The organism is Arthrobacter sp. TJ-266 (assembly GCF_058269115.1).
Window position 1 is genome coordinate 621,097 of record NZ_JBZCNC010000002.1, and the last position, 15,815, is coordinate 636,911.

Here is a 15,815-nt window from a genome sequence, read left to right on the forward strand (position 1 = left end):
CGGCTCCTCCGACTCAGACCGATGCCTCCTCGAGTGACCGGCGGTTCTGCACCTTCTTCTCCTGCTTGCGCAGCTCCGGTTCGTTGAGCCGCAGAGCGGCGTACAGCGGGGCGGCGATGAAGATGGTGCCCAGTGTCCCGAGGATGATCCCGATGAACAACGCGAGGGACAGGTCCTGGAGCGTTCCGGCGCCGAGGAGGAAAGCACCGATGAACAGGATGGAGGCCACGGGGAGGATCGCGACGACCGAGGTGTTGATGGACCGGACGAGCGTCTGGTTCACCGCGAGATTGACCTGCTCCGCGAACGTCCGCTTGGTGGAGATGGTCACGTCCGCTGTGTTCTCCCGGATCTTGTCGAACACCACCACGGTGTCGTAGAGCGCGTAGCTGAGGATGGTCAGGAACCCGATGATGGCGGACGGTGTGACCTCGAAGTCGCTCAGCGAGTACAGCCCGGCGGTGACCACCATGACCACCACGAGCGCGGCCATCGCGGCCAGGGACATCTTCCACGTGCGGAAGTAGATGGCCATGAAGATGGCGGCGAGCAGGACGAACGCACCGAAGCCGATCAGCGCCTGGCGGCTGACGTCCTCGCCCCAGGTCGGTCCGACGAAGCTGGAGGTGACCTGATCCTCCGAGACGCCGTACCCACTCACGAGGTTGTCGCGGACGCTGAGCGTCTGGTCGTCGGTGAGGCGCTCGGTCTGGACTCGCATGGTGTCCGCGGCGATGTTGGTGACCCTCGGGACGGCGTCGGGAACGACGTCGGTCACCGCGCCCTCGCCGATCGCGACGTCGGTGTTCTCCGTGGCCGAGACGGTGAACTCGGAGCCTCCACGGAAATCGATGCCGAGGTTGAAGCCGCCCTTGACCACCGGGATGATGATCGAGATGAGCACCGCGATCCCCGCGATCAGGAACCAGAGGTTGCGCTTGGCGACGAAGGGGTAGGAGCGCTTCCCCGAGTACAGCTCGTTGCCGAAGGTGGCGAAGCTGGTGCGGCTCATTCGTGGGTCTCTTTCTGGGAGGAACCGGTACGCCCGGCGACGGTGGAGCCTGTGCGTGCGGCGGTTGGCTGTTCCAGACGCTCCTCGGAACCGCTGCGCCCGGCGAGCGACTTCTGCTGCTCGGCGCGGCGACGCTCGGCGATGGTCATGCGACGTTCCGCCTCCGCCTCGGCCTTCTTGTTACGGGCACGCGTGACGACGACCCGCTTCTCGTCCGGATCGCGCAGGCGACCGGCACCGCGGTACAGCGGGATGCCACCGAGGCGGCTCGGATCGAGCCCCGACCACGGGTGGCCCTCGCCGAAGAACTTCGTCCTGGCCAGCAGCCTGAGGACGGGGTGCGTGAAGAGGAACACGACCACGAGGTCCGCGATCGCCGTCAGTCCGAGGGTGAACGCGAAGCCACGGACGTTCCCGACGGCGACGAAGTAGAGCACCAGTGCGGCCAGCAGGTTCACGGCCTTCGAGGCCAGGACCGTGCGCTTGGCGCGTCGCCAGCCGTTCTCGACCGCCGACACCAGACCGCGCCCGTCGCGCAGTTCGTCACGGATACGTTCGAAGTAGACGATGAAGGAGTCGGCCGTCTGTCCGATGGCGACGATCAACCCCGCCACACCGGCGAGCGAGAGACGGTAGTTCTCCGTCCAGCCGAGGATGCAGATGGCGAGGTACGTCAGGACACCTGCAACGACGAGCGAGGCGATGGTGACGAGGCCCAGCAGGCGGTACTGGAACATCGAGTACACGGCGACGAGGCCGAGCCCGATCAGACCCGCGATCAGGCCGAGCCTCAGCTGGTCCGCGCCCAGGGTGGCGGAGATCTGCTGCTCGCTCTGGATCTCGAAACTGATCGGCAGGGCCCCGTACTTCAGCTGCTCCGCGAGGGCCGCTGCGGATTCCTCGGTGAAGTTGCCGCTGATCTGCGGGTTACCGTCCGGGATGACGACGTTCGTGGTCGGCGCGGAGACGATCCGGCCGTCCAGGACGATGGCGAACTGGTTGCGGGGATCACCCCGACCGATCGCGTACAGGCGCTCGGTGACCTCGCGGAAGATCTCCGTGCCTTCGTCGTTGAAGTCGATGTTCACCGCCCAGGTGTTGAGCGACTGGCCCTGCGAGCCGCGCTGCAGGCCGAAGCTCGCCGAGGAGATGTCCGTGCCGGGCACTTCCACGGGACCGAGGATGTATTTGCCCTGGGTGTCCGGTTCGCACGCGACGAGCGGCTGATCGGCGGGGGCAGGCTCCTCCGCGGGCTCCAGGGAGGCAGGGTCGAGGCAGTCGAGGGCCTCGAATTCCCGGTACAGCTCCGGGGTGATCCAGTTCGGGTCGCTGGCGTTCTGCGGCTCTGCGGCCGGCTGCGGGAGTGCGTCCTCCGCGACGGGCGGATCGGCCGGCGCGGCCTGACCGGGACCGCCGGCCAGGACCGGCCGGAACTCCATCTGCGCCGAGGCCTGGATGAGATCGCGCGTCTCGGGATCCGGAGTGCCCGGCAGCGAGACGATCACGTTCTGGCCGGACTGCGTGTTGATCTCGGCCTCGGAGACGCCCGATCCGTCGACGCGCTGCCGGATGATCTCCACGGCCTGGTCCAGCTGCTCGGGGGTGATCTCGCTGCCGTCCTGCACGCGGGGGGCGAGGATCATCTGCGTGCCACCCTCGAGGTCGAGGGCGAGGCGCGGGCTCCAACTCGCGGTGCTCCAGTAGGAGCCCGCTCCGAGGAGGATCGCGAGCAGTGCTGTCAATGCACCCAGCCAGACTAGTGTCCGCTTGGCTGCCGTCCCGGGGCCGGTACGAGGCATGGTGGGGTGTCCTTATGCTGAGGCGCGCGTCATGGCGCCGGTTCGGTCCTTCGACGGGCGCAGCACGCTGTCCGCGCCCCTGGACATGCTAGTTGTCGCGCTTGACCGGGGGGTCGTTCGGACCCAGCGGGTCGCGCCCCTCGCGGTCCTGGTCGGGCAGGCCGGCCGCGCCGGTGGATGTAGCGGCGGTGGAACCGCCCGCGGTCGTACCGGTGGACCCCGTGGACCCGGCCGGGGCGGAGCGGTCGATGTCGTCGATCGAGGAGGCGTCGTCGGGGACCGACGAGGAGCCGAGCTCGTGCGCGGTGGCGTCGTCAGCGGTCGCGGTGTGGTCGACGTCGTCCGCGGAAGCGGCGGCGGTCTCCTGCAGCACCACCTTGGAGAGAGCCTGCGTGTGCACCGTCGCGAACGTTCCCGGCGACAGCTCGAGCACGGCCTTGTTGTTCTCCTGGTCGATCGACACGATGGTGCCGTAGAGCCCGAACTGGGTCATGACCTCGGTGCCCGGCTCCATCTGCGTCCGCATCTCCTTCACCTGCTGCTGGGCCTTGCGTTGGCGCCGGAACATGGTGAAGAGGAGAAAGGCGAGGGCCAGCGGCAGCAGCAGGCTGAAGATGTCGAACGGAGGGGCTTCTCCGGAGGCGGTCTGGGCGACTACAGCAGCGAGCACGTGGGGTTCCGATCCTGGGACTGGGTGTGGACGGCGTGGATGTGGGCCGGCACACGTTCGTGAGACACCAGTGTAAAGGTGAATACCGGGCGTCCCGACGTCAGGACTCGGGCTTCGCCCAGCTGTCAAGGGCCGATTCGCTGCCGAGGAGGTCTTCCGGAGCCACCGAGAACAGGTCCTCGGGCATGGCCGCCGCGACGTGTGGAGGCATGACCAGGCCGAGGTGCTGCCACGCCGCAGCGGTGGCGATCCTGCCGCGTGGGGTGCGTCCGAGCATCCCCTCCCGCACGAGGTAGGGCTCCGCGACCGTCTCCACCGTCTCGGGCTCCTCGCCCACGGCGATCGCGAGGGTGGAGAGTCCCACCGGACCTCCGTTGAACTTGGTGATCAGGGCGGTCAGCACCGCCCGGTCGAGGCGATCCAGGCCCCGTGCGTCCACCTCGTACATGTCGAGTGCCGCGCCGGCCGCCCGCGCGTCGATGAGTTCCTCGCCGTGCACGAGGGCCCAGTCGCGGACACGGCGCAGCAGGCGGTTCGCGATACGCGGTGTGCCACGCGAGCGGCCGGCGACCTCCGCGAACGCGACCGAGTTGACTTTCATGTCCATCAGCATGGCCGACCGCCGCAGCACGAGTTCGAGTTCCTCCGTGGAGTAGAACTCGAGGTGCCCGGTGAAGCCGAAACGGTCCCTGAGCGGTCCGGGCAGCAGTCCGGCCCGGGTGGTGGCGCCCACGAGGGTGAACGGAGGGAGTTCCAGCGGGATGGCGGTGGCCCCCGGGCCCTTGCCCACGATGATGTCGACGCGGAAATCCTCCATGGCCATGTAGAGCATCTCCTCGGCCGGGCGGGACATGCGGTGGATCTCGTCGAGGAAGAGCACCTCCCCCTCGGTCAGCGAGGAGAGGACGGCGGCGAGGTCGCCGGCGTGCTGGATGGCGGGGCCGGAGGTGATGCGCAGCGGCGCGTTCATCTCCGCGGCGATGATCATGGCGAGCGTCGTCTTGCCGAGTCCGGGTGGCCCCGACAGCAGCACGTGGTCCGCGCTGCGCCCGCGCATCCGGGAGGCCTCGAGCATCAGGGAGAGCTGGCGCCGCACCCGCTTCTGCCCCACGAAGTCGTCGAGGTTCTTCGGCCGGAGCGCGGCCTCGACCGCGCGGTCCTCGGGGTCGGCGGAGGCCGCGACCAGGGGGACGTCGTCGGGCTGGTGGTCCGGGTGCCGGTCCGTCACGAGCCCACCGTCGTCCTCGTCGGGGCACCGGATCCGCGCGTCCCGGCCGACCTCGTGCGGGCCGAGCTCCGGGCGCCGTCCTGCCCGAGCCGGCGGAGGGTGAGTTTGAGGATCTGGCCCACGTCACCGGTCGCCGCGACCTCGGGCGCGTCGGCGACGGCGGCGTCGATGGCCGCGCCGGCGTCCTTCTCGGACCAGCCGAGGCCCATCATGGCGGTGAGGACCTGACCCTGCCACGTCGTCAGGGGGACGCCCGGCGCCGAGTCGAGCGGTACGAGCTTCCCGGCGAGCTCGAGCACGATCCGACGGGCTCCCTTCGGGCCGATGCCGGGTACCTTGCTGAAGGCCTTGTCATCCCCGGCCGACGCCGCGACGCGGATGGCCTCCGGTGTGTGCACCGCGAGCACGGCCAGCGCCAGGCGCGGTCCGACGCCGCTGACGGCAAGGAGGGTCTCGAAGACCTCGCGCTGCTCCGCGTCCTCGAACCCGAAGAGCGTCATCGAGTCCTCGCGGACGATCATCGCCGTGGCCACCGTGGCCTGCTCCCCCGCGCGCAAGCCGGAGAGGGTCTGCGGCGTGGCCTGAACCTGCATGCCGAAACCGTTGACGTCGATCACGGCGGAGTGCAGACCGACGTGGGTCACTGTCCCGCGGAGGGAACTGATCATGGGGTGCTCCAGGGGGGCGGAGGGACGGGAGGTGAAGAGGGCGCTGACGTACCGACGGTCCACGGGCGGCTGACCGCACCGCTGCCTTCGAAGATACGTTCTATTGCAGAACGGTACCGGCCGGGGTGCCGCCGGTCGAGCCGCCACACCGACGCGGGCGGCGTGCGGGCGCTCGAGCGACCCGCGCGCCGTCGCTCGATCAGGGTGCAAGGCCGATTCCCGGGCCGATTCCCGGGCCAGTTCGCGAGCAGGCGTCCGTCACCGACGTCGGGCGCGGGCTTCCGCCTCGGCCCAGAGGCGCTGCGCCGGTGTGATCGCGGCGCCGCCGCTCCTGGCTCCCCCGGTCGCGACGGCACCCGCGCCCGCACTCACGCCGCTGACGCCACGGCGCCACGCGTGCGTGATGGCGAGTGCCAGGGCGTCCGCCGCGTCCGCGGGTCGGGGCGGCGTGTCGAGGCGCAGGATCTTCGTCACCATCTTGGTCACCGCCGCCTTGTCGGCCTGACCGTTACCGGTCACGGCCGCCTTGACCTCGGTGGGAGTGTGCAGGGCGACAGGCACGCCGCGGCGCGCAGCGGACACGATGACGACGCCGGAGGCCTGCGCGGTGCCCATGACGGTGCTGACGTTCAACTGGCTGAACACACGCTCGACCGCGAGCGCGTGCGGCTTGTGGAGATCGAGCCACAGGTCCACCGCCTCGGAGATGACGAGCAGCCGCTCGTCGAGGCTCCGGTGCGCTTCCGTCCCCACCACACCCACGGCCACGAGGGTGGAGCGCCGGTTCGGTTCGACGTCGACGACCGCGAGCCCGCAGCGCGTCAGTCCCGGATCCACGCCCATGACCCGGTACGTCACGGCAGGTCCCGGGTCGTGAGAGCCGCGGCGGCCGCGCGCATCACGGGGAAGGCCTCGATGTCAGTCGTCCTCGAGCTCGGCGAGCACGTCGTCGGGGAGGTGCGCGTTGAAGTAGACGTTCTGGACGTCGTCGAGCTCCTCGAGTGCGTCCACGAGCTTGAGGAACGTGCGCGCACCGTCCGCGTCGAGGTCCACCTGCATGGAGGGGACGAACTCGACGTCGTCGGTCTCGTACTCGATGCTGCTCTCGTCCAGCGCGGCGACCACGGCGCGCAGGTCCTGGGGCTCGGAGACGATCTCGAACGAGTCGGCCGATTCCTTCACCTCGTCGGCGCCGGCGTCGAGGACGGACATCAGCAGTTCGTCCTCGGTGAGACCGTTCTTCGGCAGCGTCACGACACCCTTGCGTGTGAACAGGTACGCCACGGAGCCCGGGTCGGCGATCGTGCCGCCATTGCGGGAGATGCCGAGGCGCACCTCGGAGGCGGCCCGGTTCTTGTTGTCCGTGAGGCACTCGATCAGCAGGGCCGAGCCCTGGGGTCCGCGCGCCTCGTACATGATCGTCTGGTAGTCGACGGCCTCGCCGAGCAGGCCCGCTCCGCGCTTGACCGCGCGGTTGATGTTGTCGATGGGAACCGACGTCTTCTTGGCCTTGGAGACAGCCAGCTCGAGGCCGGGGTTGCCCGCCATGTCCGCGCCGCCCGCACGCGCCGCGACCTCGATGTTCTTGATCAGCTTGGCGAAGGACTTCGCGCGCTTGGCGTCGATCGCGGCCTTCTTGTGCTTGGTTGTTGCCCATTTGGAGTGGCCCGACATGCTTACGCTTCTCCTCTGATCATCCGGATGAAAAGTTCATGGACCCGCCGCTCGCCGGTGACCTCCGGGTGGAAGCTCGTGGCCAGCAGGGTGCCAGAACGCACTGCGACAATCCTAGCGGCGCGTTCGGGCGCCGAGCCGGGCCCGGCGACGTCGTTCCCCGCACTGTCGTGTACGGGGTGTGAGGGCCGATCCGCCGACGCAGCGGGAGGGGTGGGCGCGGCCGGTACCTGGGCGAGGACCTGCACGGCCGGCCCCACCTGCTCCACCCACGGCGCGCGGATGAACACGGCGCGCACGGGCTCGGTCGCAGCCGATCGGTCCGTCGCGGCGAGGCCCTCGAAGGCGAGGTCCGTCTCGAAGGACTCGCGCTGGCGGCCGAAGGCGTTCCTCCGCACCACGATGTCCAGTCCACCGAGGGTGTGCTGGGGGTTCCCCTCCCGGTCGAGCGAGGGGTCCGCGACGACGTCGGAGAGCATGATCATGCCGGCGCAGGAACCGTAGACGGGCAGGCCCTGACGGATCAGTTCGCGCAGGGGCCCCGCCAGCCCGAACGTCCGGGTGAGCTTGTCGATGGTGGTCGACTCGCCGCCCGGGATGATCAGGCCGTCGATCGCCTCGAGCTCGGACGGCCGCCGTACGGGGATGGCCCGGGCGCCCAGCGATGCGAGCGTCGCCACGTGTTCGCGCACGTCGCCCTGCACCGCGAGCACTCCCACGACGACGGCGCGGCGGCCGGGCTCCGACCCGGACTCCAGCCCCGACGACGGCGCGGGTCCGGGAGTTCGCTCCTCCCCCACACGGACGGAGCGACCTGCCGGGGACGGCACGATCTCCGCAGGGGACAGCACGGGGAGGGACGACGTCATCAGGCAAGTCTAGGTCGCCCGGGCCCGCGGTCCCGCGCCGCGCATGCCGGTCCGACGCCGGTGACTGCGATAGTTTTGACGCATGAATCCCCTTCCGGTCCTCCTGGGCAAGGCCGTGCGGTTCGCCTCCCGCCTGCGCGGCGGCGGCTCCGCCTTCCCGGGCCTCGTGGTCGAGCGCCTCGACCCCGCCTTCATGGGCCGCGCACTCTCGACGGTGCCCCGCGGCGTCGTGGTCATCAGCGGGACGAACGGCAAGACGACGACCACCAAGATGGTGGTGGAACTGCTCGAGGGTCAGGGCCTGACGGTCTTCACGAACCGCACCGGCAGCAACTTCACCCGAGGCGTCGCGGCAGCCCTGCTGGGCGCGGTGGACTGGCGCGGCCGCCTGACGGCCGACGTCGCCGTCCTGGAACTCGACGAGGCGCACGCGGTGCACTTCGTGAAACTCGTCCCGCCCCGCTACTCGCTCCTGCTCAACGTGCTGCGCGACCAGCTGGACCGCTTCGGCGAGATCGACGCGACCACGCGGCTGCTCGAGCGCATCGCGATGGCGACCACCGGCACGGTGGTGCTCAACCGCGAGGACCCCCGCGTCGCAGGGATCGCCTCCTCGGTGACCGGTGCCGCCGTCACCTACTTCGGCCTCGACGCCTCGCTCCGCAGCACGTTCCCGAACGACGACGAACTACGCGGTGCCGAGGGCACGGCGCCGGCGTCCGCGCTCCCGGCCGACGTCGTCCTCCGCTCGGTGGACGGCGCCTCGGCGCAGTTCGAGGTGGACGGGGTCCGAACCCGCACGGACCTCCGCCTGCGGGGCGTGTACAACATCTTCAACGCGGCAGCCGCGCTCGCCGCGGCTCGAGCTGTACTCGGTACCGCCGCGGACACCGACCGACTCTTCGAGTCCCTCGCCGCCGTCGAACCCGCATTCGGCCGCGGCGAGAGCCTCGTGGTGGACGGACAGGCCCTCGAGCTGGTGCTCGTGAAGAACCCGAGCGGGTTCCGCCTGGGCCTCACGTCCTTCGACCCCGCGGGGTGCGCGACGATGATCGCCATCAACGACAACTACGCCGACGGCCGGGACATGTCCTGGCTGTGGGACGTCGACTTCGACTCGCTCGGCCTGGGCGGCGTGGAGATGGTGAGCGGCGTCCGCGCCTACGACATGGCGCTGCGGCTCACGTACGACGACGTCCGGGTGGGCGCCGTCGAGCCGGACATCACGGACGCCCTGAAGCAGTTCATCAGCGGCTCCCAGGGCCGTCCCAAGCGCATCTTCTGCACGTACACGGCCATGCTCGCGGTACGCCGCGAACTCTCCAGGATCACGAAGGTCGAGGTGGTCTCCTGATGACCGACGTCCCATCCGCCGCCGCCCTCAGCGAGGCCCCCGCCGATCCCGCGAAGGGCTCGCTGCGGATCCTGCAGCTGTACCCGCGGGAGATGAACATCTACGGCGACTACGGCAACGTCCTCGTGCTGAAGCAGCGGCTCGCCTGGCGTGGCTACGGTGCGGAGATCCTCGAGCACAACGTGGGTGACTCCTTCCCCGAGGACGTCGACCTCATCGTGGGCGGCGGCGGCCAGGACAGCGGGCAGGTGGTCATCCAGGACGATCTGCAGGCGATCGCGCCGAGGCTCCGCGAACTGGCCGAGGACGGCACACCGATGCTGCTGATCTGCGGGCTGTACCAGCTCTTCGGCAACGAGTTCCGGACGCACGAGGGAACGGTCATCCCCGGGATCGGGGTGCTGGACCTCGAGACCCGCGGGGGTACCGAGCGCCTCATCGGCAACGTGGTGGCCGAGAGCGAGGAGTTCGGACAGATCCACGGGTACGAGAACCACAGCGGGCAGACGTTCCTCGGAGAGGGGCTGAAGCCGCTCGCCACGGTCACCAAGGGGGCGGGCAACAACGCCGAGGAGAGCCACGAGGGCGCGCGGCACCGCAACATCGTGGCCAGCTACCTCCACGGCTCGCTGCTGCCCAAGAATCCGGCGATCGCCGATTTCCTCCTCCGCACCGCGGCGGAGCGGAAGTTCGGCGCGTTCCAGGACGACGGCGTGGACGACACCCTGGCCGAGCTCGCCCGCAAGCACGCAGCGGCTCGGCCCCGCTGAGCTGATACCCGCTCGCGGAGAGCATGCCCTGCTCGGCGTCAAGGCTCACGGAACGGCCCTCGCGGCCCCGGCCCCCTCGGTAGCGTCGGAGGCGGGAATCAGAACCGATCCCCGACACCCGAGGGACAGCCGGTCGGCGTCCGCGAGAGGAACATCATGGCCAAGGGAGTAGCAACAGTCTGGGTACCGGTGGAGGACATGCAGCGCGCCGTCGCGTTCTACCGCGACACGCTCGGGTTCGACGTCCGGATGCAGGACACCGACTGGTCCGAGATCGACGCCGGCGGCATGACCATCGGACTCAACGCCCGGGAGAACACGCACAAGGGATCCGGCGGCGGAGCCGTGATCAGCCTTCAGCCCGAGGGATCCATCGAGGACGAACTCGAGCAGATCTCCGGCCGCGGTGGCGCGTCCATCGAGGGCGAGATCAGCGAGTACCCGTGGGGGCGCATCCTCCCCTTCAAGGACAGCGAGGGGAACGACCTGCAGCTCTACTCCCCGCCGAGCGGAGACTGACCCTGGTGGTTCGTCCCTTCCGGCGGACGCCCCTACCGATCGTGCCACCGATGGTCCGGTCGGTCACCGCCGGCTCCGATGGGCGCTGACGCAGGGGCGGTCATCCTCGGGACGGACCGCCTGCTGCTCCGGCGTTGGGGCCCGTGCGATGCAGCACGCCAGCGTGACCTCTGGCTGGAGCGGGATCCGCGCGTCCCCCGCACCGCCGGATCGGCCCCGACGGACGGCCGATGGTCGCTGGTCACCGTCCTGGCTGCGATGATCGCGGGCTTACCGACCGCGACGGCGCTGGTCTTCGCGGAGTACGAGAGACCTCGAGGGCGACGTAGTGGGTGACGGCGGCGATGGCTCGCCGGAATGGACGTACGGGTCATGGTGATTGCCCTTCCCCTGCCTGCGGGTGAGCTGTCGGTATCGGATGGCAGTCATCCGGCCGTCCTCCCGGTCCCGCGTGCTGTCCCTGCAGGCGCGGACGCTCCTGCAGGTCCTTGGCACGGAGGCCATGGGACCGGCTCAATTCAGAAGGTCGTTGCCGCAAGGGCGTCTGGAGCGCCTGCGATGGCCCGGTGGATCCTTGGTTCCCCCGTCCCTGCCAACGGCGAGTCACGAGGGGGTGCAGCGGCAACGCTCGGCATTCTGCACGGGAGTGGGTGCCCGGCGTAATGCCATGAACACTCCCCGAGAACACCCAAGACGAGGTGTGATGCACAGCACCTTGACCGATACCCCTGGGGGGTATAAATTCGGTGCTACCTCAGAAGGTGGTCTCCCAGCCCCTCGGGACGAACGCCGTACAGGCCAACTGCACCGCTTGATGTGAACCGGGCCTCACCAGCACTCACTCGAGGCTCGCTCATTCTTTCAGTGCGGCTACCTCAACACTTGGCGGCTCACCGATTGCGGGAGACCCCATGACTGAGACTGTCAGGACCCCGATAAACCTCACCGACATCAGCGGAACCCAGAACTCCGACGCGAACTCCGCTACAGCAGGGTCGTGTGGGTGCTGCGCGCCCCGGCAGGCCACCGCAGCGTTGCCGGCGACTGAGGGCACCGTGTCGGCGGACTTTGCGGTGACCGGCCTGACATGTGGCTCCTGCGCAGGCCGTGTCAGCAGCGCCATCGGCGCCCTGGAGGGCGTAGACACCGTCCAGATCGCTCTCGTTCCTGGCGGAGTTTCAACCGTCAGTGTCACCAGCAACCAGCCCCTCGATGCGTCATCCGTTCAGGACGCCGTCGAGAAGGCCGGCTACCAGCTCATGACCGCCTGAGCCGACCGGCAGAGGCACGGGCACCCCTCCCCTCGAAGGGGCCGGAGAAAGAGCCATCATGAGCAAGAACCAGAACATCAACAACCAGCAGCACCACCCGGCCGAACCGGAATCGACGCACGGCCAGGCGATGCCCGAAAGCCATGCCCATTCGGCGATCTCCGCCAAGGAGCATCCCGATCAACGCAACGACTTCAGCCATCCTGCGGATCACAGCGGGCACGCGCGCGGCAAGGGTCGCGGGGCGCGTCATGGCGCGGATGAGGATCATCAGGTTCATTCGCACGGGGAGCACGCCGGGCACTCGACGGCGATGTTCAAGAACCGGTTCTGGATCAACCTGGTCCTCGCGGTTCCCGTGGTCGCTTTCAGCCACATGTTCACCATGCTCCTGGGGTACCTGCCGCCGGAGTTCCCCGGCTCGACGTGGATCGCTCCGATCCTTGGCACGGTCATCTTTGTTTACGGCGGTGCCCCGTTCCTCACAGGCGGTGTGACAGAGCTGAAGTCCCGACAGCCGGGCATGATGCTGCTGATCGCGATGGCGATCAGCGTCGCGTTCATCGCCTCCTGGACCACGACCCTTGGCATTGGTGGTTTCGACCTGGACTTCTGGTGGGAGCTCGCCCTGCTGGTCGTCATCATGCTCCTCGGTCACTGGATGGAGATGCGGGCCCTCGGCTCCGCCGCCGGCGCCCTGGACGCCCTGGCAGCACTGCTCCCGGACGAGGCCGACAGAGTGACCGGCACGGGCGCCGAAACAGGCGTCGAAACCGTGCCCGTCAATGCCTTGGTCGTCGGTGATGTCGTGCTCGTACGCTCTGGTGCCCGGGTTCCCGCGGACGGGCAGATCGTCGACGGTGTCGCCGAGTTTGACGAGTCGATGATCACCGGCGAATCACGCACTGTTTCCCGCTCCATCGGCGAGACCGTCGTCGCCGGCACGGTCGCCACAGATAACGCAGTCCGCGTACAAGTGAACGCCGTCGGGTCCGAGACCACTCTGGCCGGGATCCAGCGTCTGGTCGCCGAAGCCCAGGCGTCCTCCTCGAGGGCTCAGGCTCTCGCGGACCGGGCCGCGGCACTGCTGTTCTACTTCGCACTCGGCGCCGGCATCCTGACCTTCATCGCGTGGATGCTCCTCGGCAGCCCGGATGATGCGGTGATCCGCACCGTCACCGTCCTGGTAATCGCCTGCCCCCACGCCCTCGGACTGGCAATCCCCCTGGTCATCGCCATCTCGACCGAGCGCGCCGCGAAGGCGGGGGTCCTGATCAAGAACCGGATCGCCCTGGAACGCATGCGGACCATCGACGTCGTCCTGTTCGACAAGACCGGCACCCTCACCGAGGGCAAACACGCAGTCACCGCAACCACCACCATCACCGGTGTCACCGAGGCTGAACTCCTGGCCCTGGCCCGAGCAGCGGAAGCCGACAGTGAACACCCGGTCGCTCGCGCCATCGTCACCGCAGCACACACCAACCCCGCCGCGGCGGAACTCTCCTACACCGGGACCGGATTCAGTTCCATGACCGGGCGCGGTGTCCGGGCAACCGTCAATGGCCACCAGGTGGCCGTCGGTGGACCGAACATGCTCGCAAAGCTCGGCCTCACCACCCCCGCAGATATTGCTGGGACGGTGCAGGAATGGGTGGGCCGTGGTGCCTCTGTGCTCCACATCATCCGGGGAGGCTCGGTCATCGGCGCGGTCAGGCTCGAGGACGAAGTCCGCGAAGAATCCCGGGCAGCGGTGATGGCGCTGCAGGCCCGCGGGGTGAAAGTAGCGATGATCACCGGTGACGCACGCCAGGTCGCCGACATCGTCGGCAAGGAACTAGGGATCGATGAGGTGTTCGCGGACGTCCTGCCGCAGGACAAGGACACCAAGGTCACGGAGCTGCAGGCCCGCGGCTTGAAAGTCGCGATGGTCGGCGACGGCGTGAACGACGCCCCTGCCCTGGCCAGCGCCGAGGTCGGCATCGCTATCGGTGCCGGCACGGACGTGGCCATGGAGTCGGCGGGCGTGGTCCTGGCCGGGAATGACCCGAGGGCGGTACTGGCTCTGATCGACCTGTCCCGGGCGAGCTACCGCACGATGATTCAGAACCTGATCTGGGCCACCGGGTACAACGTGCTCGCTGTCCCCTTGGCCGCAGGGGTGCTGGCGTTCGCGGGGATCCTGCTCTCCCCCGCCGCCGGCGCAGTCCTGATGAGTGTGTCGACGATCGTGGTGGCGCTGAACGCGCAGCTGCTGCGCCGGATCGACCTCAGCCCGGAACGGGTCAGCTCGGACTGAGATCGCCGCCGCTTTGAGGTAGCCCACTGGAGGATCGAGCCTGCTCGACGATCTGTTCGTTGATCAGGTTGGGTGCTCGTAGCGGCACTGGTTAGGCTGGATGCCCAGGCATGAAGGCGGAACCTTCCGGCGTCGCTCGGCCACCCCTACATCGCCGTATATGTCGGGAAGCCGCGTGAAGCACAGCCACGACAGCAACGACAGCAACAAGGGAAGGACGGTGAGAGTGGTGAGAGCTGGAATCAGCTACGGACCGCGTCCTCTCGCACCGCTCCGCACGCCCCTGACTTCCCTGCTTGCTGCCCTGCTCTCATTCGTCGGTATGACAGCTGTGATCGTCGGGATCCTCGCCATGCACGTTTGGATGGGTGGACACGGGGCAACAACCCACCACAGCGCTATCACCCCGACGGTGGGCAACACGACGGTCAGCTCCACCCCCGCCCACCCCGCCTCTGCAGCAGGGTCTTCAGCAGGGTCTTCAGCGGCCTCTGCCGGCCATGCACATGACCATTCGGCGACGCAGCTGTTGCCCGCGCTGACGCAGTTGGCCGGTGATCAGACCGATCAGGGAGTGCTCGCAGGGTGCGGTGCGGACTGCGCGGACGAGATGGCGCTGAGCATGTGTGTGCTGGCCATGGTCCTCGTCGGTATCGCCTGGCTCCTCACCCGGACCCGGCGAGCCCTCACGTCCTCGCTGCTGCGTCGCGGACCACCCCCGGCGTGCTGGGCATCCCGACCAGCTCCCACCCCTTCACTGACTCAACTCTGCATCAGTCGCACGTAGAATCCGCGGCCTGCACCCCGGCATGACCGGTGGCAGGCCCAGTTATTTCGCGTGTCCGCACCCTCGACGTTTCGACCTGAATCGACCCGGTCCGACGGCGTGGCCGGCACTGCCTCGCCCCTTGGCCCTGTCCGGGGTGAGCGACTGACACAACACCCACTGTGAGCTCTGAAGGATCTGACCATCATGAAGCGTTACCTCTCCATTGCCGCCCTGAGCCTCGCCACGGCCCTCACCCTCTCCGCCTGCGGCACAGACTCGGGCACCAGCACCAGCACCAGCACGACCAGCACCGAATCTGCTGCTCCTGCCTCAAGCGCAGCCGCTGAAGCGTCCGCTGACGCGTCAGCGACCCCCGGCTCGGAGGCTGTGTCTGAGGAGCACAACGACGCGGACGTGATGTTCGCGCAGATGATGATTCCCCATCACAAGCAGGCCGTGGAGATGAGCGACATGATGCTCGCCAAGGACGGCATCAGTTCCGACACCATCAACCTCGCAACGAAGATCAAGGATGCCCAAGGCCCCGAGATCGAGACCATGACCGGTTGGCTCGAGGCCTGGGGTGAGCCCATGGAGCCCGAAGGCGGCATGGAAGGCCACGACATGGGCGACATGGGATCCGAGTCTGGATCCATGGGCAGCATGGAGGGAATGATGAGCGAGGACCAGATGTCCGACCTCGAATCCGCCGAAGGCACCGAAGCATCGCGCATGTTCCTGGAGTCCATGACAGCCCACCACGAGGGCGCGATCGACATGGCGCACACCGAGATCGAGAACGGCGAAAGCCCTGAAGCGATCGAACTGGCGGAAACCATCGTCACCACCCAGCAAGCCGACATCGACGAGATGAAGGAGCTCCTCGCGGGCCTCTGACCTCGCGCCAGCAACA

14 protein-coding genes are annotated in these 15,815 nt (G+C 68.4%); 6 read left to right on the top strand and 8 right to left on the bottom strand.

Annotated features, from left to right (window positions below):
- Positions 1-13: 13 nt before the first annotated feature.
- From secF to pdxT, 8 genes are all read right to left on the bottom strand, one after another.
- The gene (gene secF / locus AC4D12_RS07620) at positions 14-1,012 is read right to left on the bottom strand and encodes a protein translocase subunit SecF (RefSeq protein WP_490949289.1); all 999 of its coding nucleotides are present in this window, start codon (positions 1,010-1,012) and stop codon (positions 14-16) included.
- Positions 1,009-2,811, bottom strand: a complete 1,803-nt coding sequence (secD, locus tag AC4D12_RS07625; RefSeq protein WP_490949290.1) for a protein translocase subunit SecD — start codon at positions 2,809-2,811, stop codon at positions 1,009-1,011. The genes secF and secD overlap by 4 nt, the downstream gene beginning before the upstream one ends.
- Positions 2,812-2,899: 88 nt before the next feature.
- A complete protein-coding gene (gene yajC / locus AC4D12_RS07630; protein WP_490949291.1) occupies positions 2,900-3,481 on the bottom strand; it encodes a preprotein translocase subunit YajC in 582 nt (193 codons plus the stop codon).
- A gap of 100 nt (positions 3,482-3,581) precedes the next feature.
- Positions 3,582-4,667, bottom strand: coding sequence for a Holliday junction branch migration DNA helicase RuvB (gene ruvB, locus AC4D12_RS07635; RefSeq protein ID WP_490949516.1), 1,086 nt, complete (start codon positions 4,665-4,667; stop codon positions 3,582-3,584).
- Positions 4,668-4,705: 38 nt separating this feature from the next.
- The gene (gene ruvA / locus AC4D12_RS07640; RefSeq protein WP_490949292.1) at positions 4,706-5,377 is read right to left on the bottom strand and encodes a Holliday junction branch migration protein RuvA; all 672 of its coding nucleotides are present in this window, start codon (positions 5,375-5,377) and stop codon (positions 4,706-4,708) included.
- 258 nt (positions 5,378-5,635) lie between these two features.
- Positions 5,636-6,235 carry a crossover junction endodeoxyribonuclease RuvC gene (ruvC, locus tag AC4D12_RS07645; RefSeq protein WP_490949293.1) on the bottom strand — a complete coding sequence of 200 codons (600 nt, stop codon included), beginning with the start codon at positions 6,233-6,235 and terminating at the stop codon, positions 5,636-5,638.
- A gap of 60 nt (positions 6,236-6,295) precedes the next feature.
- Positions 6,296-7,051: a YebC/PmpR family DNA-binding transcriptional regulator gene (locus tag AC4D12_RS07650; protein WP_490949294.1), complete on the bottom strand. Its 756-nt coding sequence runs from the start codon at positions 7,049-7,051 to the stop codon at positions 6,296-6,298.
- 2 nt (positions 7,052-7,053) lie between these two features.
- Positions 7,054-7,920: a pyridoxal 5'-phosphate synthase glutaminase subunit PdxT gene (pdxT, locus tag AC4D12_RS07655; RefSeq protein WP_490949295.1), complete on the bottom strand. Its 867-nt coding sequence runs from the start codon at positions 7,918-7,920 to the stop codon at positions 7,054-7,056.
- An 82-nt stretch (positions 7,921-8,002) separates the two neighbouring features.
- Between pdxT and AC4D12_RS07660 the strand changes: the two genes are divergently transcribed.
- The 6 genes from AC4D12_RS07660 to AC4D12_RS07685 all read left to right on the top strand — a co-directional run bounded on the left by AC4D12_RS07660 (position 8,003) and on the right by AC4D12_RS07685 (position 15,799).
- The gene (locus tag AC4D12_RS07660; RefSeq protein WP_490949296.1) at positions 8,003-9,274 is read left to right on the top strand and encodes a MurT ligase domain-containing protein; all 1,272 of its coding nucleotides are present in this window, start codon (positions 8,003-8,005) and stop codon (positions 9,272-9,274) included.
- Positions 9,274-10,044, top strand: coding sequence for a type 1 glutamine amidotransferase (locus AC4D12_RS07665; RefSeq protein ID WP_490949297.1), 771 nt, complete (start codon positions 9,274-9,276; stop codon positions 10,042-10,044). The genes AC4D12_RS07660 and AC4D12_RS07665 overlap by 1 nt, the downstream gene beginning before the upstream one ends.
- A gap of 156 nt (positions 10,045-10,200) precedes the next feature.
- Positions 10,201-10,563 carry a VOC family protein gene (locus AC4D12_RS07670; protein ID WP_490949298.1) on the top strand — a complete coding sequence of 121 codons (363 nt, stop codon included), beginning with the start codon at positions 10,201-10,203 and terminating at the stop codon, positions 10,561-10,563.
- Positions 10,564-11,474: 911 nt separating this feature from the next.
- A complete protein-coding gene (locus tag AC4D12_RS07675) occupies positions 11,475-11,834 on the top strand; it encodes a heavy-metal-associated domain-containing protein (RefSeq protein WP_490949299.1) in 360 nt (119 codons plus the stop codon).
- A gap of 130 nt (positions 11,835-11,964) precedes the next feature.
- A complete protein-coding gene (locus AC4D12_RS07680; RefSeq protein ID WP_490949517.1) occupies positions 11,965-14,133 on the top strand; it encodes a heavy metal translocating P-type ATPase in 2,169 nt (722 codons plus the stop codon).
- Positions 14,134-15,106: 973 nt separating this feature from the next.
- Positions 15,107-15,799: a DUF305 domain-containing protein gene (locus AC4D12_RS07685; protein WP_490949300.1), complete on the top strand. Its 693-nt coding sequence runs from the start codon at positions 15,107-15,109 to the stop codon at positions 15,797-15,799.
- The last annotated feature ends 16 nt before the right edge of the window (positions 15,800-15,815 follow it).

Excerpts from the sequence above, each read along its gene's own strand:
- secF (WP_490949289.1), bottom strand. The coding sequence starts at position 1,012 with ATGAGCCGCACCAGCTTCGCCACCTTCGGCAACGAGCTGTACTCGGGG.
- secD (WP_490949290.1), bottom strand. The coding sequence starts at position 2,811 with ATGCCTCGTACCGGCCCCGGGACGGCAGCCAAGCGGACACTAGTCTGG.
- ruvA (WP_490949292.1), bottom strand. The coding sequence starts at position 5,377 with ATGATCAGTTCCCTCCGCGGGACAGTGACCCACGTCGGTCTGCACTCC.
- AC4D12_RS07650 (WP_490949294.1), bottom strand. The coding sequence starts at position 7,051 with ATGTCGGGCCACTCCAAATGGGCAACAACCAAGCACAAGAAGGCCGCG.
- pdxT (WP_490949295.1), bottom strand. The coding sequence starts at position 7,920 with ATGACGTCGTCCCTCCCCGTGCTGTCCCCTGCGGAGATCGTGCCGTCC.
- AC4D12_RS07660 (WP_490949296.1), top strand. The coding sequence starts at position 8,003 with ATGAATCCCCTTCCGGTCCTCCTGGGCAAGGCCGTGCGGTTCGCCTCC.
- AC4D12_RS07665 (WP_490949297.1), top strand. The coding sequence starts at position 9,274 with ATGACCGACGTCCCATCCGCCGCCGCCCTCAGCGAGGCCCCCGCCGAT.
- AC4D12_RS07670 (WP_490949298.1), top strand. The coding sequence starts at position 10,201 with ATGGCCAAGGGAGTAGCAACAGTCTGGGTACCGGTGGAGGACATGCAG.
- AC4D12_RS07675 (WP_490949299.1), top strand. The coding sequence starts at position 11,475 with ATGACTGAGACTGTCAGGACCCCGATAAACCTCACCGACATCAGCGGA.
- AC4D12_RS07680 (WP_490949517.1), top strand. The coding sequence starts at position 11,965 with ATGCCCGAAAGCCATGCCCATTCGGCGATCTCCGCCAAGGAGCATCCC.
- AC4D12_RS07685 (WP_490949300.1), top strand. The coding sequence starts at position 15,107 with ATGAAGCGTTACCTCTCCATTGCCGCCCTGAGCCTCGCCACGGCCCTC.